The organism is Gammaproteobacteria bacterium (assembly GCA_016716465.1).
In the GTDB taxonomy this organism is placed as follows: Bacteria; Pseudomonadota; Gammaproteobacteria; order SZUA-140; family SZUA-140; genus JADJWH01.
Window position 1 is genome coordinate 82,546 of record JADJWH010000004.1, and the last position, 23,489, is coordinate 106,034.

Sequence of the window (23,489 nt, forward strand, 5' to 3'; positions counted from 1 at the left end):
CTGGCGTGCGCGGATACGCCGGGCGGATACCCATGCCGTTGGTCGCTATCGGTCTCAATCATAGGACGGCGCCCCTGCCGGTGCGCGAACGCGTGGCGTTTCCGCCCGATCGCCTGCCGAGCATCCTGCGCGACCTCGCCTCGCACGCCCATGTCAGCGAGGCGGCCATCCTCTCCACCTGTAACCGCACCGAGGTGGTGTGCTGCGTGGATCAGCCGGACGGGCGCGTCGTCATCGACTGGTTCCGCGAGTACCACAAGCTGCTGCCCGGGGAGATCGAACCTTATCTCTACACCCATCCCGACCAGGGCGCGGTGAAACACCTGTTGCGGGTGGCGAGCGGGCTCGACTCCATGATCCTCGGTGAGCCGCAGATCCTCGGACAGATCAAGGATGCCTATTTAGCGGCCAGGGAGGCCGGAACCGTAGGCAAGCTGCTCAACAAGCTGTTCGAGCATACCTTCTCGGTGGCCAAGCAGATCCGCACCGACACCGCCATCGGGGCAAGCCCGGTGTCCGTCGCGTTCGCGGCCGTCAGCCTGGCCAAGCAGATCTTCAGTTCCCTCGAGGGGCACACCGCCCTGCTGATCGGCGCTGGGGATACCATCGAGCTGGCCGCGCGCCACCTGCGCGAAAACGGCATCTCGCGCCTGATCATCGCCAACCGCACGCTCGCGCGCGCCGAGAATCTCGTCAAGGCGGTCAACGGCCTGGCCATCACGCTGGCCGAGATCCCGACCTACCTGGCCGAGGCGGACATCGTGATCTCCTCCACCGCGAGCCAGCTCCCCATCCTGGGCAAGGGCGCCGTGGAACGCACGATCAAGGCGCGCCGGCACCGCCCCATGCTGATGGTCGACATCGCGGTGCCGCGCGACATCGAACCCGAGGTGGGCGCCCTCAGTGACGTCTACCTGTACACGGTGGACGACCTCAAGGAAATCATCGACGAAGGCCTGCGTTCGCGTCAGCAGGCCGCCCTGCAGGCGGAGGATATCATCGACGCGCAAACCCTCCGCTTCATGGGCTGGCTGCGCTCGCTCGACGCTGTGTCCGCCATCCGTGCGTACCGCGATCACGCCGAGGCCCTGCGCGAGGGTGAACTGGAAAAGGCGCGCCGCCTGCTGCGCAGCGGCGCCGATCCGGACCGGGTGCTCGCGCATCTCGCCTATACGCTCACCAACAAGCTGGCCCACGACCTGACGGCGCAGATGCGCCGCGCCGGCTTCGAGGGACGCAACGACCTGCTGCGCGCCGCGCGCGAACTGCTCGACCTGAAGGACCCGGACGAGTAATCCGTGCTGTCTCCCTCCATCGAGCGCAAACTGGATTCCCTGGTCGAGCGCCTGCAGGAGCTGCAGGCGCTGCTGTCCGACGCCGAAACCATCGCCCAGCCCCAGCGTTTCCGCGAGCTGTCGCGGGAATATTCCCAGCTCAATCCGCTTACTGCCGCCTTCGGCGCCTATCGCGACAATCTGGCGGAGATCGCCGCGACGGAGGGAATGCTCGAGGACAAGGATCCGGAGGTGCGCGCGCTGGCGCAGGAAGAGCTGAAACGGGTACGGCAGGCCGGCGAACAGCTCGAAACCGAGGTCAAGCGCCTGCTGCTTCCCTCCGATCCGCTCGACAACGCGAATATCTTCCTCGAGATCCGCGCCGGCACCGGCGGCGACGAGGCCGCGCTGTTCGCCGGCGACCTATTTCGCATGTATTCGATGTACGCCGAACGCCGGGGGTGGCAGATCGAGGTACTGAGCACCAGCCACGGCGAACACGGCGGCTACAAGGAGATCATCAGCCGCGTGATCGGCCGTGGCGCCTATTCACGGCTGAAATTCGAATCCGGCGCCCACCGCGTGCAGCGTGTCCCGGCCACCGAGGCGCAGGGACGCATCCACACCTCGGCCTGCACGGTGGCGATCCTGCCGGAAGCGGAGGAGGTCGGCGAGGTCGACATCAACCCCGCCGACCTCAAGATCGATACCTACCGCGCCTCCGGCGCCGGCGGCCAGCACGTCAACAAGACCGATTCGGCGATCCGCATCACCCACCTGCCAAGCGGCATCGTGGTCGAGTGCCAGGACGAGCGCTCGCAGCACAAGAATCGCGCGCGCGCCCTCTCGCTGCTGGGTGCCCGCCTGACCGCGCAGGCGCGCGAGAAGCAGACGGCCGAGCAGGCGCAGACGCGCCGGCTGCAGGTCGGCAGCGGCGACCGCTCGGAACGCATCCGCACCTATAATTTCCCCCAGGGCCGGCTCACCGATCACCGGATCAATCTTACGCTCTACAAGCTGGATGAGATCATGGAGGGCGATCTGGACCCGGTCATCGATCCGCTCATCAGCGAGCACCAGGCCGAAGAACTCGCGGCCCTCGCGCCATGACCCCGTCCGCCGGGCCGGCACCGTCCGACCCCACCCTCCGGGAGATGCTGGCGTGGGCAACGGGGCAGCTCATGGCGTGCAGCGACAGCCCGCGTCTCGATGCCGAGGTGTTGCTCGGCCACGCCATCGACCGCTCGCGCGCCCAGTTGCTGGCGCGACCGGAACTGGCGCTCGCCCCGGCATCGGCCCGGCACTTTCGCGCGCTCGTCGCGCGCCGTGCGCAGGGTGAACCCGTCGCCTATCTGACCGGGTGGCGCGAATTCTGGTCACGCCGCTTCCGCGTCACATCCGCCACCCTGATCCCGCGCCCCGAAACCGAACTGCTGGTCGAACTGGCGCTGGAGCGGCTTCCGGCCGGGATGCCCCTGCGCATCGCCGATCTCGGCACCGGTTCGGGCGCAATCGCGCTGACCCTCGCGCTCGAGCGCCCGGGCTGCCGGGTGACAGCCACTGACAGCAGCCTGGACGCGCTGGACATCGCCGGTGAAAATGCGCAGCGCCTGGGCGCGGGAAACATCGAATTCCGGTCGGGAGACTGGTGCGCTCCGCTCGACGGGGAGTGCTACGAGATGATCGCCTCCAATCCGCCCTACATCGACGCCAAAGACCCGCACCTGCTTCAGGGCGATCTGCCCCACGAGCCTCTGACGGCGTTGACCCCGGGCGACGACGGGATGGTGGCCATCGAGCGGATCATATCCACGGCACCGGCGCATCTCGTCCGCGGCGGCTGGCTGTTGCTCGAACATGGCTACGAACAGGCGGCCGCGGTCGCCGCCCTGCTCGAGCGTCATGGCTATACGGGGATCGAACAACGCCGCGACATCGGCGGACATATCCGGGCGGTGGCCGCCCGCTATGACGGAGGCGCGGGACGATGACGACGGGCAAGTACGCTACTGAAGAAAAAGGCGGTCACGCCCTGCGGCTGCCGCGCAGGATCATCAATCAGTTGCTGGATCATGCCCGCGCGTTTCCGGGACAGGAGGTCTGCGGCCTGATCAGCGCGCGCGACGGCGCCGCCCTGCGCGCCATCCCCGTCGCGAATATCTCGCCGCGCCCGGAACACCGTTATGCGATGGACCCCGCCGGCCAGATCGCCGCGCTGCGCGCGATGCGCGAATCCGGCGAGGATCTGCTCGCCATCTATCACTCCCATCCCGTCAGTCCCGCCGCGCCCTCCAGCATCGACATCGCCGAAGCCGGCTATCCCGACACGACCTATCTGATCATCTCGCTCAACACGAAGGGCGTGCTGGAGATGCGGGGATTCCGGATCCGGGCTGGCGGAGTAAGGGAAGTGGTGCTGGAGATACAGGAAAGCCGATAAGGGGACGGATTTGAAATCCACCCCCTACTGTTGTCTTAATTTCTTCTGTAGCAGCTCATTCACCTGCGCCGGATTGGCCTTGCCCTGGGTGGCCTTCATGATCTGGCCGACGAGGAAGCCGAGCACCTTGTCCTTGCCGGCACGGAACTGTTCGACCTGCTGCGGGTTGTCCGCCAGCACCTTGTCCACGGCCTGCTCGATCGCGCCTGTATCGGTGATCTGGCGCAGGCCCTTCCTGGCGATCACCGTATCCGCATCGCCCTCGCCGGCCCACATCGCCTCGAAGACCTGCTTGGCGAGCTTGCCGGAGATGGTGTTGTCGTCGATGCGACGGATCAGGCCGCCGAGCAGCGCGGGGCCGACCGGCGCGGCGCCGATCTCGCGGCCTTCCTTGTTCAATGCGCCGAGCACCTCGCCCATCACGAAGTTGGCCGACTGCTTGGCGTTCCCCGATGTCCGCGCGGTCTCCTCATAGTAACCGGCCAGCTCGCGGCTCGCGGTCAGCACTTCGGCCTCGTAGGCGCTGAGCCCGTAGTCACGCGCGAAGCGTTCACGCCTAGCGTCGGGCAGTTCGGGCAATGTTTCGCGCACGGCCGCGATGAACGCCTCCTCGATCACGACCGGCAACAGGTCCGGGTCCGGGAAGTAGCGGTAATCGTAGGCCTCTTCCTTGCTGCGCATGGGTCGGGTCTCGTGGCGGTCGGGGTCGTACAGGCGGGTTTCCTGCGTGATCGTGCCGCCGCCCGCGAGAACCTCGATCTGGCGCTCGATCTCGAATTCGATGGCGCGTTCGACGAAACGGAAGGAGTTGAGGTTCTTGATCTCGGTGCGCGTGCCCAGCTTGTCGCTGCCGCGCGGTCTCACGGAGACGTTGGCGTCGCAGCGGAAGGAACCCTCCTGCATATTGCCGTCGCTGACCTCGAGATAGCGCACCAGGGTGTGCAGCTTCTTCAGGTAGGCCACCGCCTCGGCGGCGGAGCGCAGATCGGGCGCGGTAACGATCTCCAGCAGCGGGGTGCCGGCACGATTGAGATCGATCCCGCTCATGCCGTGGAAATCCTCGTGCAGCGACTTTCCGGCGTCCTCCTCCAGATGGGCGCGCACGATGGTGACGGACTTGGTCCCACTGTCCCCGGACAGGATGTCCAGATGACCTTCTGCCACGATCGGCAGCTCGTACTGGCTGATCTGGTAACCCTTGGGCAGATCCGGATAGAAGTAGTTCTTGCGGGCGAACACCGAACGCGCCTGGACGGCCGCGCCGATGGCCAGACCGAACTTGACCGCCAGCCGCACCGCCTCGCGGTTCAAAACCGGCAGCACGCCGGGCAGGCCGAGGTCGACGGCGCAGGCCTGGGTGTTGGGCTCGGCCCCGTAGGCGGTGGACGCGCCCGAGAAGATCTTGCTCTTCGTCAGCAGCTGGACATGCGTCTCCAGCCCAATGACGGCTTCCCATTCCATCAGCAGCCACCCGCCGTATTCATGATATTCATTCCGAATGTGCGCTATTTAGCCAGGTGAGGCGTAAGGGCGGGGAGAGCAGCGAAAACAATCAATGACCCTTTTGTCATGCTCCTCACGCCTCACACCTCATGTCATTCGTATCCCGGCGGGACGCGCCGGTGCCAGTCGGTCTCGCGCTGATAGGCGTGAGCCAGCCCCAGCAGACGGCCGTCGGCGAAATAGTCGCCGATCAATTGCAGGCCCACCGGCAGCGCGCCGGCGAAACCGCAGGGCAGCGACAGCGCTGGCAGACCGGCGAGGTTGACCGCGATGGTGTAGATGTCGCACAGGTACATGGTCAGCGGATCATCCTGTTTGGCGCCAAGACCGAAGGCCGGCGTCGGGGCAGTCGGCCCCATGATCACGTCCACCTCGGCAAAGGCGCGCCGGAAGTCCTCGCTGATCAGCCGGCGCAGCTTCTGCGCCTTGAGGTAATAGGCGTCATAATAGCCGGCCGACAGCACATAGGTTCCGATCATGATGCGGCGCTTAACCTCGGCGCCGAAACCTTCGCCGCGGCTGCGCTCGTAGAGATCGATCAGATTGCGCGGCTCCTCACAGCGGTAGCCGAAGCGCACGCCGTCGAAACGCGACAGGTTCGAGGAACACTCGGCCGGCGCGACGACATAATAGGTGGGCACCGCCAGCGCGCTGTTGGGCAGGCTGATCTCGACCACGTTCGCGCCGAGCCGCCGGTAGACCTCGACCGCTTCCTCGACCGCACGCGCTACGGCGGGATCCAGCCCGTCCCCGAAGTATTCGCGCGGCAGGCCGATGTTCAGTCCCGCGACGGACGTGTCTTCCAGCTGGGCGTGGTAATCGGGCACCGGGTGCTCCAGGCTGGTGGAGTCGCGCGGGTCGAAGCCCGCCATGGCGGTCAGCAACAGCGCGGCGTCCTCGGCGCTGGTCGCGATCGGGCCGGCCTGGTCGAGACTGGAGGCGAAGGCGATCATGCCGTAGCGCGACACGCGGCCGTAGGTCGGCTTGAGTCCGGTCAGGCCGCACAGGGCCGCCGGTTGCCGGATCGAACCGCCGGTATCGGTGCCGGTGGCCGCCGGCGCCAGGCGCGCGGCCACGGCCGCCGCCGAGCCGCCGGAGGAGCCGCCGGGGACGCGCGCGACATCCCATGGGTTCCGCACCGGGCCGTACCAGCTGGTTTCGTTGGACGACCCCATGGCGAATTCGTCCATATTGGTCTTGCCGAGCATCACGACGCCCGCCCGCGTCAGGCGTTCGACCACGGTGGCGTCATAGGGGGAAATGAAAGTATCCAGCATGCGCGAGCCGCAGCTGGTCTTCACCCCGCGCGTGCAGAAGATGTCCTTGTGTGCGAGCGGGATGCCGGTCAGCGGACCGGCGTCGCCGGCGGCCAGGCGCCGGTCAGCAGCGGCGGCGGCGGCGATGGCCTGCTCCTCCGTCACGCTGATGAAGGAATTCAACCCGGGATCGAGCCGGGCTATGCGGGCGAGGAAATGGCGCGCCAGCTCCACGCTCGAAACCCGGCGCGCGCGCAGGTCGGCGGACAATTCGGCGATCGTCTTGGTGTGCATGGTCGGATCGGCTAGGCGTCAGGGCGTTCGGAAGCGTGGCACGGGGTCACTCGATCACCCGGGGGACCAGGTACAGCCCCTGTTCCACCCGCGGCGCGATCGCCTGAAAGGCCTCGCGCCCGTTCTCCTCGGTCACCGCGTCCTCGCGCAGGCGCTGCACGGCATCGAGCGGATGCGCCATGGGCGCGACCGCCGCGGTGTCGACCGAACCCATCTGTTCGACGAACGCGAGGATGGCGGACAGGTCATGCGCGTAGCGCGGCGCGTCGCCGGCGCCGATCTCCAGTCGCGCGAGGCGCGCGATCCGCTTCACATCGCCTTCACTCAAGGACATCTCTCACCCCTGTTTTTACAGTATCCGACATCCCATGCCGGTGCCGGAGCGAAACATTTCATCGGCTTGCCGAAAACCCGACCCACTGTTAGAGTATTCCCGGCTTATTTTCCCCATAACAAGGACGACGCCCCCCATGTTCAAACGCCTGCGCGGCATCTTCTCCAACGACCTGTCCATCGATCTCGGCACCGCCAATACGCTGATCTACGTCCGCGGACAGGGTATCGTGCTGAATGAGCCGTCCGTGGTCGCGATTCGCCAGGAACCGGGAACGGGCGGGCAACGCACGGTGGCCGCGGTAGGGGCCGAGGCCAAGGCGATGATCGGCCGCACGCCGGGCAACATCACCGCCATCCGTCCGCTCAAGGACGGTGTCATCGCCGACTTTACGGTGACGGAGAAGATGTTACAGCATTTCATCCGCAAAGTGCACGAGAACCGCTTCTTCCGCCCCAGCCCGCGCGTGCTGGTGTGCGTGCCCTGCGGCTCGACCCAGGTCGAACGCCGCGCGATCAAGGAATCGGCCGCCGGCGCCGGCGCGCGCGAGGTGTATCTGATCGAGGAACCGATGGCGGCCGCCATCGGCGCCGGCATGCCGGTCGGCGAAGCGAGCGGGTCGATGGTGCTCGACATCGGCGGCGGCACCACCGAGGTGGCGGTCATCTCGCTGAACGGCATCGTCTACGCCGCCTCGGTCCGCATCGGCGGCGACCGCTTCGACGAATCCATCATCAACTACGTGCGGCGCAATTACGGCAGCCTGATCGGCGAATCCACCGCCGAGATGATCAAGCACAAGATCGGCTCCGCGTACCCCGGCAACGAGATCCGCGAGATCGAGGTGCGCGGCCGCAACCTGGCGGAAGGCATCCCGCGCACCTTCACCCTCAACAGCAACGAGATCCTCGAGGCGCTGCAGGAACCGCTCTCCGGCATCGTCGGCGCGGTCAAGACGGCGCTTGAGCAGACGCCGCCCGAACTCGGCGCCGACATCGCCGAGCGCGGCATGGTGCTGACCGGGGGCGGCGCCCTGCTGCGCGACCTCGACCGCCTGCTGTCGGAAGAGACCGGTCTGCCCGTCATCATCGCCGAGGATCCGCTGACCTGCGTGGCGCGCGGCGGCGGCCGGGCACTGGAGATGTTCGATGAGCACAACGGAGAGATCTTCGCCGTTGAATGACGCCCACGGCGCCCCGGCCTACAACCCCACCGCGATGAAGGCGGCAACCGGCGGTCCGGCCGCGCGGGGTGGCCAATAAAACCGCTCTTTCTTCGAGGCCCCTCCCTCACGCTGCGCGTGGTGGTACTGTCGCTCGCCTCGATCACGATGATGACCGTCGACCACCGTCAGCACCACATGGACGACGTGCGCGACGCGCTCTCTTATGTGACCTATCCGATCCTGTACCTGGTCGGCCTGCCCGGTCAGGCCGGGGACTGGCTGTCGGAGGCGCTCTCCACCCGGCGCGCGCTCGAGCGCGAGAACGCCGCCCTGCAGACACAGCAGCTGCTGCTGGACTCCAAGCTGCTCAAGCTCGAAGCGCTGGAGGCCGAGAACAGCCGCCTGCGCGCGCTGTTCGACTCTTCCGCCCGGATCGACCAGCGCCTGCTCATCAGCGAACTGATCTCGGTCGACATGGCCCCGTTCTCGCGCCAGATCGTGCTGAACAAGGGCAGTATGCAGGGGGTGCATGACGGCCAGCCGATCCTCGATGCCTACGGCGTGATGGGACAGGTCGTACGCACCACGCCGCTCAGCAGCACCGCCATGCTCATCACCGACCCCAATCACGCCCTGCCGGTCGAGGTCAATCGCAACGGGCTGCGCTCCGTGGCGCGCGGCACCAGCGATCCCAGCCGGCTCGAACTCTTTCACCTGCCCGGAAACGCGGATATCGAGCGCGGAGATCTCCTGGTCACCTCGGGACTGGACGGCCGCTTCCCCCCGGGCTATCCCGTCGCCCATGTCACGCGTATCGAAAAGCAGGCCGACAACCCCTTCATGGTGGTCAGCGCCGAACCCACCGCCCACCTGGAAAACAGCCGTGTCGTGCTGCTGGTGATGTCCGATCCGTCGCCAGTGGACGCCCCCGCCGCCGAAACGGACGCGCCCGATGCGGGCGCGTCCGGGGCAAAGGAAGCCGTGCGGTGATCCGCCAGGAAGGAGGCGGGGGATGGATCATCGTCACGAGTTTTCTCGCGGCGCTCGCGCTGACCGTTCTGCCGCTGCCCGACTGGATCGCCCTGGTCCGCCCGGAGTGGGTAGCCCTGGTCCTTATTTATTGGTGCATGGCGCTGCCCGGCCGGGTCGGAGTCGGGGTGGCCTGGATCGTCGGGCTGCTGCTCGACGTGCTGCGTGGCGGCCTGCTGGGCCAGCATGCCCTGTCGCTTGCGCTGGTCGCCTATATCACCCTCCAGCTCTACCAGCGGATCCGCGTGTTTCCCCTCTGGCAACAGGCCGTCAGCGTGTTCATCCTCGTCCTGCTGCACCTGCTGCTGCAATTGTGGATCAAGGGGATCTCGGGTAACCCGCCCCCGGCGCTGGTCTTCCTGCTGCCCGCCCTGAGCAGCATGCTGCTGTGGCCGCTCATGTTCCTGGGGCTGCGCCGGCTGCGGCGTCGCTACCGGGTCTCCTAGCCCGCCCCGGCGCCACGTCCCGATGCGGCTGACGATCAAAGATCATATCCGCGAGTCCCGGCTGTTCAATGAACGCGCGGCGATTGCGCTCTTCATCGTGGCCATTTTGCTCAGCGTCAGTATCGCGCGTCTCGTCTATCTGCAAATCCTCAGTCACGAGCATTTCTCCACCCTGTCCGACGAGAACCGCATCAGTCTGATCCCGGTCCCACCGACGCGCGGGCTGATCTACGACCGCAATGGCGTCGCGCTGGCGCAGAACCTCCCGGCCTTCAGCCTGGTGCTCATCCCGGAACAGATCGCCGATATGGACGCCACGGTAAGCGAGCTGAGGAAGCTGGTCGCCATCAGCGACGAAGACGTCAGGCGTTTCGAGCGACAGGTGAAACAGAAGCGCTCCTTCAACAGCATCGCGCTGCGCTTCAACCTGAGCGACGAGGAGATCGCGCGCTTCGCGGTCAACCGCCACCTGTTTCCGGGCGTCGAGATCGAGGCGCGCGCCATTCGCAATTATCCTCTCGGCACGCTCGCCTCCCATGCGATCGGCTACGTCGGCCGGATCAACGAGGAGGAGCTGCGCGACATCGACACCTCCAACTACAGCGGTACCGATTTCATCGGCAAGACCGGAGTCGAACGGTTTTATGAGAACCTGCTGCACGGGCAGGTCGGCTACAAACAGATCGAGACGAATGCCTACGGCCGCACGCTGCGTGAGCTGCAGCAGACGGCGCCGACCCCGGGAAAGAACCTCTACTTGAGCCTGGACATCGGCGTCCAGCGCGTCGCGGAAATGGAGTTTGCGGGCCGCCGCGGCGCGGCGGTGGCGATCGACCCGCGGAACGGCGAGGTGATCGCCTTCGTTAGCATGCCCGGCTTCGATCCCAATCTGTTCGTCACCGGCATCGACGTGGAGACCTACAACGAACTGCAGAACTCGCTCGACCGCCCGCTGTTCAATCGCGCCCTCCGCGGCCAGTACCCTCCCGGCTCGACCCTGAAACCCTTTGTCGGCCTGACGGGTCTCGAAAGCAACAAGATTGCCCTGGACACCTCCATCTTCTGCCCGGGCTGGTACCGCCTGCCGGGCGATTCCCACAAATATCGCGACTGGAAGGAGCAGGGTCACGGTTTCACCACGATGGACAAGGCCATCGTCGAGTCCTGTGACGTCTATTTCTACGATCTGGCGCTGAACCTGGGCATCGACCTGATGCACGACTATCTTGCCCAGTTCGGCTTCGGCGCGCCGACCGGGATCGACCTCAAGGATGAATCCTCCGGTCTGCTCCCGTCACGCGACTGGAAACGCGCCCGCCGCGGCCAGCCCTGGTACCCCGGGGAAACCCTCATCACCGGCATCGGCCAGGGCTACACCCTGGCCACCCCGCTGCAGCTCGCCTACGCCACCGCCGTGCTGTCCATGCACGGCGCGCACACGCCGCCCCACCTGCTGCGCGCCGTCGGCAGCGCCGCCCAGGGGACGGAACTGCTGCCGGCCCCGATAACGAACGTCCCGATCAGAAACCGGGGCAACTGGGATGCTATCATCACGGCGATGAAGCGCGTGGTGAGCAGCGAACGCGGCACGGCGCAGGCCATCGGCCGCAAGGCCCCGTTCCCGATCGCCGGCAAGACCGGCACGGCCCAGGTCTTCAGCATCAAGCAGGACGAGAAATACGTCGAAAAGGAGGTGGCCGAGCGGTTGCGCGACCATTCCCTCTTCATCGCCTTCTCACCGCCGGAGAACCCCCGCATCGCGCTCGCCGTGATGGCCGAAAACGCCGGCCACGGCTCGACCGCCGCCGCGCCCATCGCACGCAAGATGATCGACCAGTACCTCGGGAACCTGCCGCCATGACGACGTCACCCCGTCGCGCCCCTCCTCGCTGGGGCGACCGCCGCGGGCCGCGGCTGCTGGTACGAGGACTGCATCTGGACTTCCCGCTGCTGGCCGCGCTGGTACTGCTCTCACTCGCCGGGCTGGCCATCCTGTACAGCTCGAGCGGCCGCAATATGGACATGGTGGCCGGACAGGCGATGCGGCTCGGCGTGGCCTTTACCGTCATGTTCGTGCTGGCGCAGATCCCCATGCATCATATCGAACGCTGGGTGCCCTGGCTGTTCGGGATCGTGCTGGCGCTGCTCTTTGCCGTGCTGCTGGTCGGCGAGATCGGCAAGGGGGCGCAACGCTGGCTCGACGTCGGCCTGTTCCGCTTTCAGCCCTCGGAGATGATGAAACTGGCCGTTCCGATGATGGTTTCCTGGTATCTCGCCGACCGGCCGCTGCCCCCCAGCGCGCGCCATCTGGGCATCGCGGCGCTGATCGTCGTCGTCCCCGTCCTGCTGATCGCCAAACAACCCGACCTCGGCACGGCGCTTCTGATCGCGGCGTCCGGCACCTTCGTGCTGCTGCTGGCCGGGGTACGCTGGAAATACGTCGCGCTGCTGGTCCTGGCGGTATCCGCCTGCGCCCCATTGCTGTGGTACATGCTGCACGACTACCAGCAGATGCGGGTGCTGACCTTCCTTGATCCGGAGCGGGATCCGCTCGGCAGCGGTTACCACATCATTCAGTCCAAGATCGCCATCGGCTCGGGCGGCGTCTATGGCAAGGGCTGGCTCAACGGGACGCAATCCCACCTGGAATTCCTCCCCGAACGTTCCACCGATTTCATCTTCGCCGTATTCGGCGAGGAATTCGGTTTCATCGGCATCCTCTTCCTGCTCGCGATCTACACCTTCATCGTGGTCCGCGGACTGTACATCGCGACCCAGGCGCAGGATACCTTCACGCGACTGCTCTCCGGCAGCCTCATCCTGACGTTCTTCGTCTACACCTTCGTGAATACCGGCATGGTGATGGGGCTGCTCCCGGTCGTCGGCGTACCGCTGCCGCTAATCAGCTTCGGCGGAACCTCGATGGTGACATTGATGGCATCGTTCGGCATCATAATGTCGATTCACACTCACAGGAAGCTGCTGTCCACGTAATCATGCATCCACCCAGCCAGATGTTCCGCCTCATCCTGTCCCTCTCCTTCGCCAGTGCCCTGCTGTGCTCGCACACCTGTCTCGCGCTGGCCGAGGAACCCGCATTTTCCGCCCGCCCGGACGTCAGCGGCTTTATTGATCGCATGGTGATGGATCACGCATTCGATCGCGACGGACTGGCCAGCCTGCTCGACCAAGTCACGCCGCGCGAGGACATCATCGCCGCGATTTCGCGCCCCGCGGAAAGCAAACCCTGGTACAAATACCGACCGATCTTCCTGACACCCGAGCGGATCCGCCAGGGCGCGGCGTTCGTGGCCGCGAACGCCGAGACCCTGGCGCGCGCCGAGGCGGACTACGGGATACCGCCCGAGGTCGTCGCCGCGATCATCGGCGTGGAGACCTTTTATGGGCGACAGGCGGGCGGTTACCGCGTTATCGACGCCCTTGCCACGCTGGCCTTCGACTATCCGCCCCGCAGCGCCTATTTCCTCGGCGAACTGGAACAGTATTTGCTGCTGACCCGCGAAGAGGACATCGACCCGCTCACGATCAAGGGCTCCTACGCGGGCGCCATGGGAAAACCGCAGTTCATGCCGAGCAGCTATCGGAACTACGCGGTCGATTTCGATGGTGATCGCAAACGGGACTTGTGGAACAATACCGATGATGCCATCGGCAGTGTCGCGCGCTACCTGAGCGAGCACGGCTGGCAGCCGCACCAGCCCGTGGCGGACCCGGCCAGAGTGACGGGCGAGGGTTACCAGGCCTATCTGGATCAGGGTCTGCTGCCGAAGACGCCGCTCACCGAGCTGCACAAGTCCGGCGTGGATCCGACGGAACCCCGGGCGGAAGATCTGCCGGCCGCGCTGATCCAGCTCGAGGGCGAGCATGCCCCGGAATACTGGCTGGGTTTCAAGAATTTCTACGTGATCACGCGTTATAATCGCAGTCCGCTCTACGCCATGGCGGTCTACCAGCTCAGCGAGGAGATACGGAACCAGCCACGTGACAACGTGACTCCCAACTAAGACGCAGATGTCAGAGTTTCCACCCAGCCTTGCGCGGGTCCGTTTCCGCGCCATATTCGCCCTGATACTCGCGGCCGCCCTGTCCGCCTGCGGCACGCTGCCGGAGATGACACGGATCGAGCCGTCCGACGGTCCTCCGCGCCACGTGGTGGACCTCTCCAGCATCCCGGACGCCGTACCCAGGGTCGAGCCGTTCAGCAAGTACGGCAATCCCGATTCCTATCTGATCGGCTACCAGCGCTATTATGTGCTGAGCAATAACGCCGGCTACGTCGAGCGCGGGGTGGCGTCATGGTATGGCACCAAATTCCACGGCAAACGCACCTCGAGCGGCGAACCGTACGATATGTACGCCATGACGGCGGCGCATAAAACCCTGCCGCTGCCCACTTACGCGCGGGTCACCAACCTCAGGAACGGACGAACCGTGGTGGTGAAGATCAATGATCGCGGACCTTTCAAGGACAATCGGCTGATCGACCTTTCCTACGCGGCCGCGGTCAAACTCGGGATCACCGCCGAGGGCACCGGCCTGGTGGAAGTGCGCGCGCTGGACCCGAGAAACCCGGAGGCGTACCGGACACCCGGACCGGTCACCGCTACGCCCCCCGCGGGCAACCCCAATCTCTATCTGCAGATCGGCGCCTTCAGCAGCGCCGAGAACGCCGAGCGTCTGCGCACGCGCCTGGGAAGCGTGACGCGCGGGAACGTGCGGGTCGTACGCGCCGAAATCGACCGCCGCACCGTGTACCGTGTTCGCATCGGCCCGATGGCGGGGGTCGACGAGGCCGATCGCATGAGCCGGGAGCTGGCCCTGCTCGGTCTCGAGGATTCACGCATCGTGATCGACTGAGATCGGCTATATGACCGCCCAATCCGCGACAATTGCCGAGACACGCTCGGCCGACGGCGCAAGCCACATATTCTGACCCGCGGCGCGCCCCGCTCAGGCGCCGCCACAACCGAACAGGGAGAATCCTCGAGTGACGACACATGATCTGACCCCGCCCCGCCTCATCGCCCGTGCGCATCCACACGGAAAGTCATCAGGTCGCCTCGGCGCGACGCTGGCCACGCTTCTCCTGCTGTGCTCCGCCGGGAGCCACGCGGCTGCGCCCGCGATTCCGGCCCCATCGATTCCGGCGCCCCCGACGATCAACGCCGGCAGCTACGTGCTGATCGACTTCAACAGCGGTGACATCCTCGCCGAAAGCAACGCCCGCACGCGGATGGAGCCGGCGAGCCTGACCAAGCTGATGACCGCATATATCGTATTCAACGAGATGCACAACGGAACCCTCCGGCGCGACCAGCCGGTCACCATCAGTGAAAATGCCTGGCGCACCCAGGGTTCGCGCATGTTCGTCGATGTCAATTCGCAGGTGACGGTCGAAGAGCTGCTCAAGGGAATGATCGTGCAGTCGGGTAATGACGCCACCGTGGCCCTTGCGGAGCAGGTGGCGGGAAGCGAGGACGCCTTCGCCGGTCTGATGAACGATGTCGCCGGTTCGCTGCAGATGAAGGACAGTCACTTCGTAAACAGCTCCGGCATGCCGGATCCCGAGCATTACACCACCGCCTACGACCTCGCGCTGCTCACCCGCGCGCTGATCGCCTCGTTCCCTGAGGACTACAAGCTGTATTCAATGCGGGAATTCACCTATAACAACATCACCCAGCACAACCGCAACCGGATGCTGTGGCGCGATGCCTCGGTGGACGGGGTCAAGACGGGACACACTGACTCCGCCGGCTACTGCCTGGTCACTTCGGCGCTGCGCGACGACATGCGACTGATTTCCGTGGTCCTGCGCACCAAGAGCGACGATGCCCGGGTCGAGGAGACGCAGAAGCTGCTCAATTACGGTTTCCGTTTCTTCGAAACCCACCGCCTGTACGGCGCCGCGTCCGCGCTGACCACGACCCGGGTGTGGAAAGGCGTGACGGAGGAACTGCCGCTCGGCCTGAACCAGGACCTGTACGTCACCATCCCGCGCAATCAATACCAGAAGCTGAATGCGGCCATGAACATCACGCCCACCATCACCGCGCCGGTGCACAAGGGACAGCAGCTCGGCACCGTCCAGGTGACCCTGGACGGTAAAAATATCGCGGAACGGCCGCTGGTCGCGCTGAGCGAAATCCCCGAGGGGAGTTTCGCCCAGCGCATCACCGACGAGATCCGTCTGTTCTTCGAATAGCGGGCGGGCGCATGGGCACGGTCTTTCTGAACGGCAAGTTTCTCCCGCTCGAGCAGGCGACGATCTCCCCGCTGGACCGCGGTTTCGTCTTCGGCGACGGCGTCTACGAGGTAATCCCGGTCTACGGCGGACGCCTGTTCCGTCTGGAGGAGCATCTGATCCGGCTCGATGGCAGCCTGGCGGGGATCCGCCTGGCCTCACCGCACACGCACGCGGAATGGACGCGCATCCTGCGTGAGCTGGTGGAGCATAATCACGGCGGGGACCAGTCCGTCTATCTGCAGATCACACGCGGGGTCGCGAAGCGCGACCACGCCTTTCCGCGCGACTGCGTGCCCACCGTCTTCGCCATGAGTTCCCCGCTCGCGCCCGTTCCGGCCGAGATCCGGCAAACGGGAATCGCCGCCATCACGCTGCCCGACATCCGCTGGCAGTATTGCCATCTCAAGACCATCGCCCTGCTGCCGAACATCCTGCTCCGGCAGCAGGCGCTGGACAATGGCGCCGCGGAGGCCATCCTGATCCGCGACGGCGAGGCGACCGAGGGCGCCGCCAGCAATCTGTTCATCGTCCGCGACGATACCCTGCTCACTCCGCCCAAGGGTCCCCGGCTGCTCCCCGGCATCACCCGCGATCTGATCCTGGAACTCGCGGCACATCACGGGATCACACAGCGCGAGGCGGTGATCACCCAGGATGACCTGACAGTAGCGGACGAGATCTGGTTGTCGAGCTCGACCAAGGAGATCCTTCCGGTGACCCGCCTCGACGGCAAGGCGGTCGGCGGCGGGACACCGGGACCGTTGTGGCGACGCATGATCGACTGGTACCAGGACTACAAGCGCGCCTATCAACAGCATGGCGACACCCTGCATGGATCAACCCGCTGACAGCCTGCTGGAATTTCCCTGCGACTTTCCCATCAAGGCGATCGGAAAGGCGGGGCGCGACATCGACGCCATCGTCTTCACCCTGGTACGCGCCCACGCGCCGGACCTCGGCGAGGGCGCCATCCGCAGCCGGACCAGCCGGAACGGCAGCTACCAGTCGGTCACCGTCACGATCCGCGCGACCAGCCGCGCCCAGATCGACGACATCTACCGCGCCCTGAGCGCGCACGATGACATCGTCATGGTGCTGTGAACACGCGACCGGCGCAGCGCCTGACGGTCAGGCACCTGGGGTTGCGGGACTACGCGCCCGTCATGGCGGCCATGCAGGCATTTACCGAATCCCGCACCGCCGCCACCGGGGATGAGATCTGGCTGCTGGAGCACCCCCCCGTGTATACCCTCGGTCGCGCGGCGCTGCCCGAGCATGTCCTTTCCCCCGGATCGATCCCGGTCGTACGCACCGATCGGGGTGGACAGGTCACCTACCATGGCCCCGGCCAGTTGGTCGTCTATACACTGATCGATCTGCGCCGCCTCGGCCTCGGGGTCAAGGATTTCGTTCATCTGCTCGAGGGGTGCCTCATCGAATTGCTGGCCGCTTACGGCATTCCCGCCGGCCGCCGGGCGGGCGCCCCGGGGGTCTACGTCGCCGACGCGAAGATCGCGGCGCTCGGTCTGCGTGTGCGGCGCGGCTGCAGTTACCACGGCGTGAGCCTGAACGTGGACATGGATCTGGCGCCCTTCACCCGCATCAATCCCTGCGGCTACCCCGGACTCCGGATCACACAACTGGCCGCGTTCGGCGACCGCAAGGCGGCGGACATCCCTGCGATCGGCGCGGACTTCCTGGCCGTTCTGACACGGCAACTGAATTACGATAAAATTCCGGCATCCGATCCCGTCGCCGAGGCGGGTTGAACCGCCACCCGGCACCGACGAACGGGTTCCTGTCATGACCGATTTCGCCCACGAACGCAAGAAGCTGCGCGGCGCCTCCAAGGTAGCGCGCATCCCCGTCAAGATCGAACCCACGGTCACCCCCCCGCGCAAGCCGAAATGGATCCGGGCACAGGCCCCGTCCGGCAGCCGCGTGACGGAGCTCAAGGCGATCCTGCGCGACCACCATCTGCATACCGTGTGCGAGGAAGCCTCCTGTCCCAACCTGGGGGAATGCTTCAGCCACGGCACCGCGACCTTCATGATCATGGGCGCGATCTGCACGCGCCGCTGCCCCTTCTGCGACGTGGCCCACGGCAAACCCGACCCGCTTGATCCGGCCGAACCGGAAAACCTGGCCGTGACCATCCGCGCCATGGGGCTGAAGTACGTCGTGATCACCTCGGTCGACCGCGACGACCTGCGCGACGGCGGCGCGACCCACTTCGCCGCCTGCATCGACGCGGTGCGGCGGTACAGCCCGGCCACCCGTATCGAGATCCTGGTGCCGGATTTCCGCGGACGAATGGAGCCTGCCCTTGCACGACTCGTACCGTCACCGCCCGACGTGTTCAACCACAATCTGGAGACCGTCCCGCGGCTGTATCTGCAGGCGCGTCCGGGAGCGGATTACGTGTGGTCGCTGCAGCTGCTGCGGCGTTTCAAGCAGCTTCATCCCGGCATCCCGACCAAGTCGGGCCTGATGCTGGGGCTGGGCGAGACCCTTGAGGAGATCGAGGCCGTGATGCGCGACCTGCGCGCGCACGACTGCGACATGCTCACGCTGGGCCAGTATCTGCAGCCGAGCAAGTTCCATCTGCCCGTGGCGCGCTTCGTCCCGCCCGAGGAATTCGACCACCTGGCGGAACGTGCGCGCGCGCTCGGTTTCACCAGCGTGGCAAGCGGACCGATGGTGCGCTCGTCCTATCACGCCGACCGCCAGGCCGCCGGCGAAACGATCACCTGAGCCTCGCGCCGCCCCACGCTTCATCGGCGCGCCTACAGTCTTCCGCGTTCGTCCCTGAAGGCCAGGCCAGGCAACGCGGCCTCGAACCCGCGCGACAGGGCAAGGATCTTGAATCGTTCGCCCATCTCTCCGGGCAGGGTCAGACGCCGTATCTGCTGCGCCAGCTTCGCGCGTTCCAGCACCGGAGCCTGTGCGAGCCGCTGCTCCCATTCCATGAGTCCGCCGCCGAGCAGGAAATAGGCCTGGGTGGTGAACCCGGCGACCTCTAGGCCGGCCCCCGAGGCCGCCTCGGCCAGGGCGGTGAATTCCACGTCCGCGGTAATGTCCTGCAGGCCGGGAAGGATGAGCGCGTCGGCGTGCGCGCGATGCCGGTAAAAGCAGCGCAGCGTGCCCGCGCGCCGCTCCGGGTGATAGTACTCGCGACGCGGGCTGCCGTAGTCCGCGAGCAGGATCACGCCGCGCGCCAGCGCCGCGCCTACGGCGGCGGTCCAACGCTCCGCGGCCAGACTGATCTCCAGTACATGGCCGTCCGGAAAGTTCTCTTCGCCCAGTTCGGCGAGTATCGCCACGAGCCGCTCCTCCAGGCGCGGCTCGCTCAGCGGCCCGGGCTCGTACGCGAAGCGGCCGTCCTGCGTCGACCGCACATACAGCTCGCGCCACCCGCCCTGCTTCACCAGGCGGTGCAGCGGCATCGCATCGAGCACTTCGTTCGCGATCACCACCCCGCGAATCGGCGTTTCCGGCAGGTTTTCCAGCCAGACGATGCGATCCAGCAAGTGCGGGACACGCTCCCGCAGCCGTTCCCTCTGGCGCGCGCGCAGATCCGCGCTGAGCTCGACGATGGCGTAGCGGACCGGCAGCGCGTCGAGTCTCTCGAGTTCGCACAGAAGATCGCCGGCAAGCGCGCCGGAACCCGCGCCGAATTCGAGGATTTCGCCATCAGGCATATCCGCCAGCACCGGACGACATTGGCGCGCGAGACAGTAGGCGAACAGCGGCGAGATCTCCGGCGCGGTCACGAAATCCCCTCCTTCGCCCAGCTTGACGCTGCCGGCGCTGTAATAACCCAGGCCCGGGGCATAGAGGGCGAGATCCATGTAGCGCGCGAACGGGATGCGGCCGCCGGCCGCGTCGATCTCGCGGCGTATCAGCGCGGCGACGCGTTCACCATGGGCGCGGGAAACGGCATCAGGCACGGGAAGTTCGTTCGGGATATCCGGCATTGCTTCGCGGGAACGGCGCTCGGGATCGTCGTGCCAGTATAACTGCCGTGCTAGTATAAGGTCATTATGATCCGCCAGACGTCGGACAGCGAAGGGAAGGTCGTGCTCATCACCGGCGCGGCCCGCCGCATCGGCGCCGTCATTGCGCGCGCGCTGCACGAGCAGGGGATGCGCGTGGTCCTGCATTACCGCTCATCCGGAGCGGAAGCGGATGCGCTCGCGCGCGAGCTCAATCATGTCCGCCCGCACTCCGCCGTGCTGATCCAGGGCGATCTGCAGCGGGTGGAGGAGCTTCCCGCCATGATCGATCAGACCGTCTCCGCCTGGGGCCGGCTCGATGCCCTGGTGAACAACGCCTCGGATTTCTTCCCCACGCCGGTGGGTTCGATCACGACGGCGCAATGGGACGCGCTGCTCGACAGTAATCTCAAGGGCCCCCTGTTCCTGTCCCAGGCGGCCGCCCCGGCGCTCGCCGAGACCGACGGCTGCATCGTCAACATCACCGACATCCACGCTGAACGTCCTCTGAAGGGGCATTGCGTCTACAGCATCGCCAAGGCGGGGCTGGCCATGCTGACCCGGTCACTCGCGCGCGAACTCGGCCCGCGGGTACGCGTGAACGCCGTCGCCCCCGGCGCCATCCTGTGGCCGGAGCGCGAACTCGATGAGGACGGCCGACGGGAGATCGTCGCGCGCACCGCGCTCAAGCGCCAGGGAACCCCGGAGGACATCGCCCGCGCGGTGCTGTTTCTGGTGCGCGACGGTACCTACATCACGGGGCAGACCATCGCCGTCGACGGCGGACGCCTGCTCCATACCTGAGAGAGCCGATCCCGGAGGCGTCCGGTTACCACCGAAACGATACCGGGACGAGCGCTCCTTCGGCTCGGTGAAACTCCTTCCATAAGGCGCCGAAGGTCGTTCCGAGTACCGGATGGCGAACATCCGGAGCGATCTCGGCCAGAGGCCCGAGTACGAAGGCGTATTCGAGGATCTCCTCGCGCGGCAGCCGGATCCCGTCCTCGTCGATCACAAGATCATCATAGAGCAGCAGGTCGAGATCGAGGGTACGGGCGGCAAATCGCTCCGCGCGGCGATCGCGCCCCGCCGCAAGCTCTATCTCGCGCAAAGCGGATGCGACCTGCCGTACGTCACGCTCGCTGTCGAAGCTGACTACGAGATTGTAGAAATCGTCCCCGTCAAACCCCACCGCCTTGGTTTCATAAACCCTCGACAGGCGGAGATCACGAAAACGTTCGCGCAAGGCGGCGACCCCGGCGCGGATATGGGCGTCCCGGTCAATATTGCTGCCGATGCTGACATAGATCCGGCTCATCGATCAGGCGTTACTGCCCCGCTCGATCAGCACGCCGACGTCACGCGCATCGCGGATCGCACCGCGCTTGTTCACCCTGAGTCGCACGTGCGCCACGCCGAACTGCCGGATGATCAGGTCCGCCACATGTTCGGCGAGTGTCTCGACGAGCTGGAAGCTGCTGTTCTCCACGAATTCGATCACGGCCTTGGCGACCGCCTTGTAATCCAGCGCATCGGCGATCGAGTCCGTCCTGGCCGCCTTGGCCACATCGGTGGACATCTCGAGATCCAGGCTGACGGTCTGCTTGACGCGCCGCTCCCATTCGAAGATGCCGATCACGGTGTCGATCTTGAGATCAGTCAGATAGATGGTATCCATTGCCATTCGTCCGCGCGGTGAATCAACAGCCCGGCGCCACGCATCTGCAGGCCGGTATCTTGCCGGAGGTATTCTCGATTATAGTAAGCGCCACGACTGAAGGATGCTAACACACGTTCATGATCATCGATATCTGCGCCGCCCTGTTCGCCTATCTGCTGGGATCCCTGTCGACGGCGGTGATCGCCTGCAAGCTCAGCGGCCTGCCTGACCCGCGTACGCAGGGCTCGGGAAATCCGGGCGCAACGAACGTGCTGCGCTTCGGCGGCAAGGGTCTGGCTGTGGTAGTGCTGATCGGCGATCTGGTCAAGGGCCTGATCCCGGTGCTGGTCGCCCTCCTGTTGTCATTGCCGCCAGTGACCGTGGGTGTCGTCGGACTTCTCGCCTTCATCGGCCATATCTTTCCGGTCTTCTTCGGTTTCCGCGGCGGCAAGGGGGTGGCGACCGCGCTCGGCGTCATCCTTGGTCTGTCCTGGATCTCCGGGCTCGCCATCCTGGGCATATGGATTCTGGTCGCGCTGATATTCAAATACTCGTCACTCGCGGCGATATGCGCCGCGCTCGCCGCGCCGGTAGTCGTCTGGCTGACCGCACCCGAATATGCCGCGGTCGTGCTGGTCATGAGCCTGGCACTGTTGTGGCGTCACCGCAGCAACATCCGCAATCTGATGGGCGGCGTCGAGCCGAAGGTCGGAAAAAGATAAACCGCCGCGATCGCTCGGCGGGTACACGCACCGCAGGCGCTTTATCGAGGGACGATGGCGGGCAGCGTATCGAGCGGCCAGCGCGCCCTCACGTCGAATCCGCCCCGCGTCCATTCCCCGGCCTGCAGACGCAGGCATCCGACGAAAGCGATCATGGCGCCGTTGTCGGTACAGAATTCCGCGCGCGGGAAGAACGCCTCGCCACCCTCACCGCGCGCCAGCTCGGTCAACCTCAGCCGAAGCGCCCGGTTGGCGCCCACGCCACCGGCGACGACCAGGCTGCCCAGACCGGTGTCGCGCAGGGCGCGCCGGCATTTGATCGCGAGCGTATCGACCACCGCATCCTGAAACGCGCGCGCCACATCCGCGCGCAGGCGGCCCTGGTCAACATCATGCCGATGTTCCACGAGCGTGTTGGCGGCGAAGGTCTTCAGACCGCTGAAGCTGAATGCCAGACCGGGCCGATCCACCATCGGGCGGGGAAAGCTGAAGCGCGACGGGTCTCCGGCCCGCGCCAGCTGCTCAAGCGCCGGCCCTCCGGGGTATGGCAGGCCCAGCAAGGTCGCCGTCTTGTCGAAGGCCTCTCCGACGGCGTCATCCAGGGTCTCCCCTATGATTTCGTAGCACCCGGTCTGCTCCACCCTGACCAGCAGGGTGTGCCCGCCCGAAACCAGCAGAGCGACGAACGGACAGGCGGGCGCAGGTCGTTCCAGCAAGGGCGCCAGCAGATGCCCTTCAAGATGATGCACGGGTATCGCGGGCAGCCCCCTGGACCAGGCCAGACTGCGCCCGAGCGAGGCCCCGACCAGCAGCGCGCCGACCAGCCCGGGGCCCGCGGTATAGGCGATGCCATTGACCTGCCCCCATCCCGTCCCGGCATCCCGCATCACTTCAGTGATCAGGGGCAGGAGCCGGCGCACGTGGTCCCGGGAGGCGAGTTCGGGCACCACGCCGGCATATTCCGCGTGCATGCTGCATTGGCTGTAGATTCGCTGCGCGAGCAGACCCTCGCGCGCGTCGTAGATAGCGACGCCGCTCTCATCGCAGGAAGTTTCTATGCCGATGACCCGCATTCCCCGCGCCCCCTGATTGCCCGTCCTGCG

At 66.0% G+C, this 23,489-nt stretch carries 25 protein-coding genes; 18 read left to right on the forward strand and 7 right to left on the reverse strand.

The features are described 5' to 3' along the window. The first annotated feature begins 32 nt into the window (after positions 1-32). From IPM20_08135 to IPM20_08150, 4 genes are read left to right on the forward strand one after another with little or no spacing between them, the layout of a single operon-like run. On the forward strand, positions 33-1,295 hold the full coding sequence (locus IPM20_08135; protein ID MBK9131581.1) for a glutamyl-tRNA reductase: 1,263 nt from the start codon (positions 33-35) through the stop codon (positions 1,293-1,295). A gap of 6 nt (positions 1,296-1,301) precedes the next feature. Then, positions 1,302-2,384 carry a peptide chain release factor 1 gene (prfA, locus tag IPM20_08140; protein ID MBK9131582.1) on the forward strand — a complete coding sequence of 361 codons (1,083 nt, stop codon included), beginning with the start codon at positions 1,302-1,304 and terminating at the stop codon, positions 2,382-2,384. 44 nt (positions 2,385-2,428) lie between these two features. Continuing rightward, positions 2,429-3,265 (forward strand): peptide chain release factor N(5)-glutamine methyltransferase, encoded by an 837-nt coding sequence (gene prmC / locus IPM20_08145; GenBank protein MBK9131583.1) that lies wholly within the window; start codon positions 2,429-2,431, stop codon positions 3,263-3,265. Then, positions 3,262-3,714 carry a M67 family metallopeptidase gene (locus tag IPM20_08150; protein ID MBK9131584.1) on the forward strand — a complete coding sequence of 151 codons (453 nt, stop codon included), beginning with the start codon at positions 3,262-3,264 and terminating at the stop codon, positions 3,712-3,714. The genes prmC and IPM20_08150 overlap by 4 nt, the downstream gene beginning before the upstream one ends. 24 nt (positions 3,715-3,738) lie before the next feature. On the opposite strand, the gene gatB is transcribed toward IPM20_08150, so the two are convergent. The 3 genes from gatB to gatC form a co-directional block, all read right to left on the reverse strand. Continuing rightward, complete coding sequence (gene gatB, locus IPM20_08155) at positions 3,739-5,175, reverse strand: Asp-tRNA(Asn)/Glu-tRNA(Gln) amidotransferase subunit GatB (protein MBK9131585.1); 1,437 nt, start codon at positions 5,173-5,175, stop codon at positions 3,739-3,741. Between the two features lie 134 nt (positions 5,176-5,309). Beyond that, the gene (gene gatA, locus IPM20_08160; GenBank protein MBK9131586.1) at positions 5,310-6,767 is read right to left on the reverse strand and encodes an Asp-tRNA(Asn)/Glu-tRNA(Gln) amidotransferase subunit GatA; all 1,458 of its coding nucleotides are present in this window, start codon (positions 6,765-6,767) and stop codon (positions 5,310-5,312) included. A gap of 46 nt (positions 6,768-6,813) precedes the next feature. Then, positions 6,814-7,101, reverse strand: coding sequence for an Asp-tRNA(Asn)/Glu-tRNA(Gln) amidotransferase subunit GatC (gatC, locus tag IPM20_08165; protein MBK9131587.1), 288 nt, complete (start codon positions 7,099-7,101; stop codon positions 6,814-6,816). 136 nt (positions 7,102-7,237) lie between these two features. Here gatC and IPM20_08170 point away from each other — a divergent pair, with 136 nt between their 5' ends. The 12 genes from IPM20_08170 to lipA all read left to right on the forward strand — a co-directional run bounded on the left by IPM20_08170 (position 7,238) and on the right by lipA (position 18,763). Continuing rightward, on the forward strand, positions 7,238-8,284 hold the full coding sequence (locus IPM20_08170) for a rod shape-determining protein (protein ID MBK9131588.1): 1,047 nt from the start codon (positions 7,238-7,240) through the stop codon (positions 8,282-8,284). A 75-nt stretch (positions 8,285-8,359) separates the two neighbouring features. Further along, entirely contained in the window at positions 8,360-9,256 is an 897-nt protein-coding gene (gene mreC, locus IPM20_08175) for a rod shape-determining protein MreC (protein MBK9131589.1), read from the forward strand. After that, complete coding sequence (gene mreD / locus IPM20_08180; GenBank protein MBK9131590.1) at positions 9,256-9,741, forward strand: rod shape-determining protein MreD; 486 nt, start codon at positions 9,256-9,258, stop codon at positions 9,739-9,741. The genes mreC and mreD overlap by 1 nt, the downstream gene beginning before the upstream one ends. Before the next feature lie 22 nt (positions 9,742-9,763). Beyond that, positions 9,764-11,602: a penicillin-binding protein 2 gene (gene mrdA, locus IPM20_08185; GenBank protein ID MBK9131591.1), complete on the forward strand. Its 1,839-nt coding sequence runs from the start codon at positions 9,764-9,766 to the stop codon at positions 11,600-11,602. Further along, positions 11,599-12,735: a rod shape-determining protein RodA gene (gene rodA, locus IPM20_08190; protein ID MBK9131592.1), complete on the forward strand. Its 1,137-nt coding sequence runs from the start codon at positions 11,599-11,601 to the stop codon at positions 12,733-12,735. Before mrdA ends, rodA begins: the two co-directional genes overlap by 4 nt. 2 nt (positions 12,736-12,737) lie before the next feature. Then, positions 12,738-13,766: a lytic murein transglycosylase B gene (gene mltB, locus IPM20_08195; protein MBK9131593.1), complete on the forward strand. Its 1,029-nt coding sequence runs from the start codon at positions 12,738-12,740 to the stop codon at positions 13,764-13,766. Between the two features lie 106 nt (positions 13,767-13,872). Beyond that, the gene (locus IPM20_08200) at positions 13,873-14,619 is read left to right on the forward strand and encodes a septal ring lytic transglycosylase RlpA family protein (GenBank protein MBK9131594.1); all 747 of its coding nucleotides are present in this window, start codon (positions 13,873-13,875) and stop codon (positions 14,617-14,619) included. 214 nt (positions 14,620-14,833) lie between these two features. Beyond that, entirely contained in the window at positions 14,834-15,967 is a 1,134-nt protein-coding gene (locus IPM20_08205; protein ID MBK9131595.1) for a D-alanyl-D-alanine carboxypeptidase, read from the forward strand. Between the two features lie 11 nt (positions 15,968-15,978). After that, a complete protein-coding gene (locus IPM20_08210; GenBank protein MBK9131596.1) occupies positions 15,979-16,857 on the forward strand; it encodes a D-amino acid aminotransferase in 879 nt (292 codons plus the stop codon). Continuing rightward, positions 16,841-17,110, forward strand: a complete 270-nt coding sequence (locus tag IPM20_08215) for a DUF493 domain-containing protein (protein MBK9131597.1) — start codon at positions 16,841-16,843, stop codon at positions 17,108-17,110. Before IPM20_08210 ends, IPM20_08215 begins: the two co-directional genes overlap by 17 nt. Continuing rightward, entirely contained in the window at positions 17,107-17,778 is a 672-nt protein-coding gene (gene lipB / locus IPM20_08220; GenBank protein ID MBK9131598.1) for a lipoyl(octanoyl) transferase LipB, read from the forward strand. Before IPM20_08215 ends, lipB begins: the two co-directional genes overlap by 4 nt. 34 nt (positions 17,779-17,812) lie before the next feature. Continuing rightward, positions 17,813-18,763 carry a lipoyl synthase gene (gene lipA / locus IPM20_08225; GenBank protein ID MBK9131599.1) on the forward strand — a complete coding sequence of 317 codons (951 nt, stop codon included), beginning with the start codon at positions 17,813-17,815 and terminating at the stop codon, positions 18,761-18,763. A gap of 32 nt (positions 18,764-18,795) precedes the next feature. Here the strand turns inward: lipA and IPM20_08230 are convergent, their stop codons facing one another. After that, the gene (locus tag IPM20_08230; GenBank protein MBK9131600.1) at positions 18,796-19,986 is read right to left on the reverse strand and encodes an SAM-dependent methyltransferase; all 1,191 of its coding nucleotides are present in this window, start codon (positions 19,984-19,986) and stop codon (positions 18,796-18,798) included. 66 nt (positions 19,987-20,052) lie between these two features. On the opposite strand from IPM20_08230, the gene IPM20_08235 reads away from it, so the two are divergent. Next, a complete protein-coding gene (locus IPM20_08235; GenBank protein MBK9131601.1) occupies positions 20,053-20,808 on the forward strand; it encodes a pteridine reductase in 756 nt (251 codons plus the stop codon). 25 nt (positions 20,809-20,833) lie between these two features. Here the strand turns inward: IPM20_08235 and folK are convergent, their stop codons facing one another. Both folK and folB read right to left on the reverse strand, forming a co-directional pair. Then, positions 20,834-21,322, reverse strand: coding sequence for a 2-amino-4-hydroxy-6-hydroxymethyldihydropteridine diphosphokinase (gene folK, locus IPM20_08240; GenBank protein MBK9131602.1), 489 nt, complete (start codon positions 21,320-21,322; stop codon positions 20,834-20,836). A gap of 3 nt (positions 21,323-21,325) precedes the next feature. After that, a complete protein-coding gene (gene folB, locus IPM20_08245) occupies positions 21,326-21,682 on the reverse strand; it encodes a dihydroneopterin aldolase (GenBank protein ID MBK9131603.1) in 357 nt (118 codons plus the stop codon). Between the two features lie 119 nt (positions 21,683-21,801). Between folB and plsY the strand changes: the two genes are divergently transcribed. Further along, positions 21,802-22,386: a glycerol-3-phosphate 1-O-acyltransferase PlsY gene (gene plsY / locus IPM20_08250; GenBank protein ID MBK9131604.1), complete on the forward strand. Its 585-nt coding sequence runs from the start codon at positions 21,802-21,804 to the stop codon at positions 22,384-22,386. 41 nt (positions 22,387-22,427) lie between these two features. On the opposite strand, the gene tsaD is transcribed toward plsY, so the two are convergent. After that, on the reverse strand, positions 22,428-23,459 hold the full coding sequence (gene tsaD / locus IPM20_08255; protein ID MBK9131605.1) for a tRNA (adenosine(37)-N6)-threonylcarbamoyltransferase complex transferase subunit TsaD: 1,032 nt from the start codon (positions 23,457-23,459) through the stop codon (positions 22,428-22,430). Positions 23,460-23,489 lie beyond the last annotated feature (30 nt).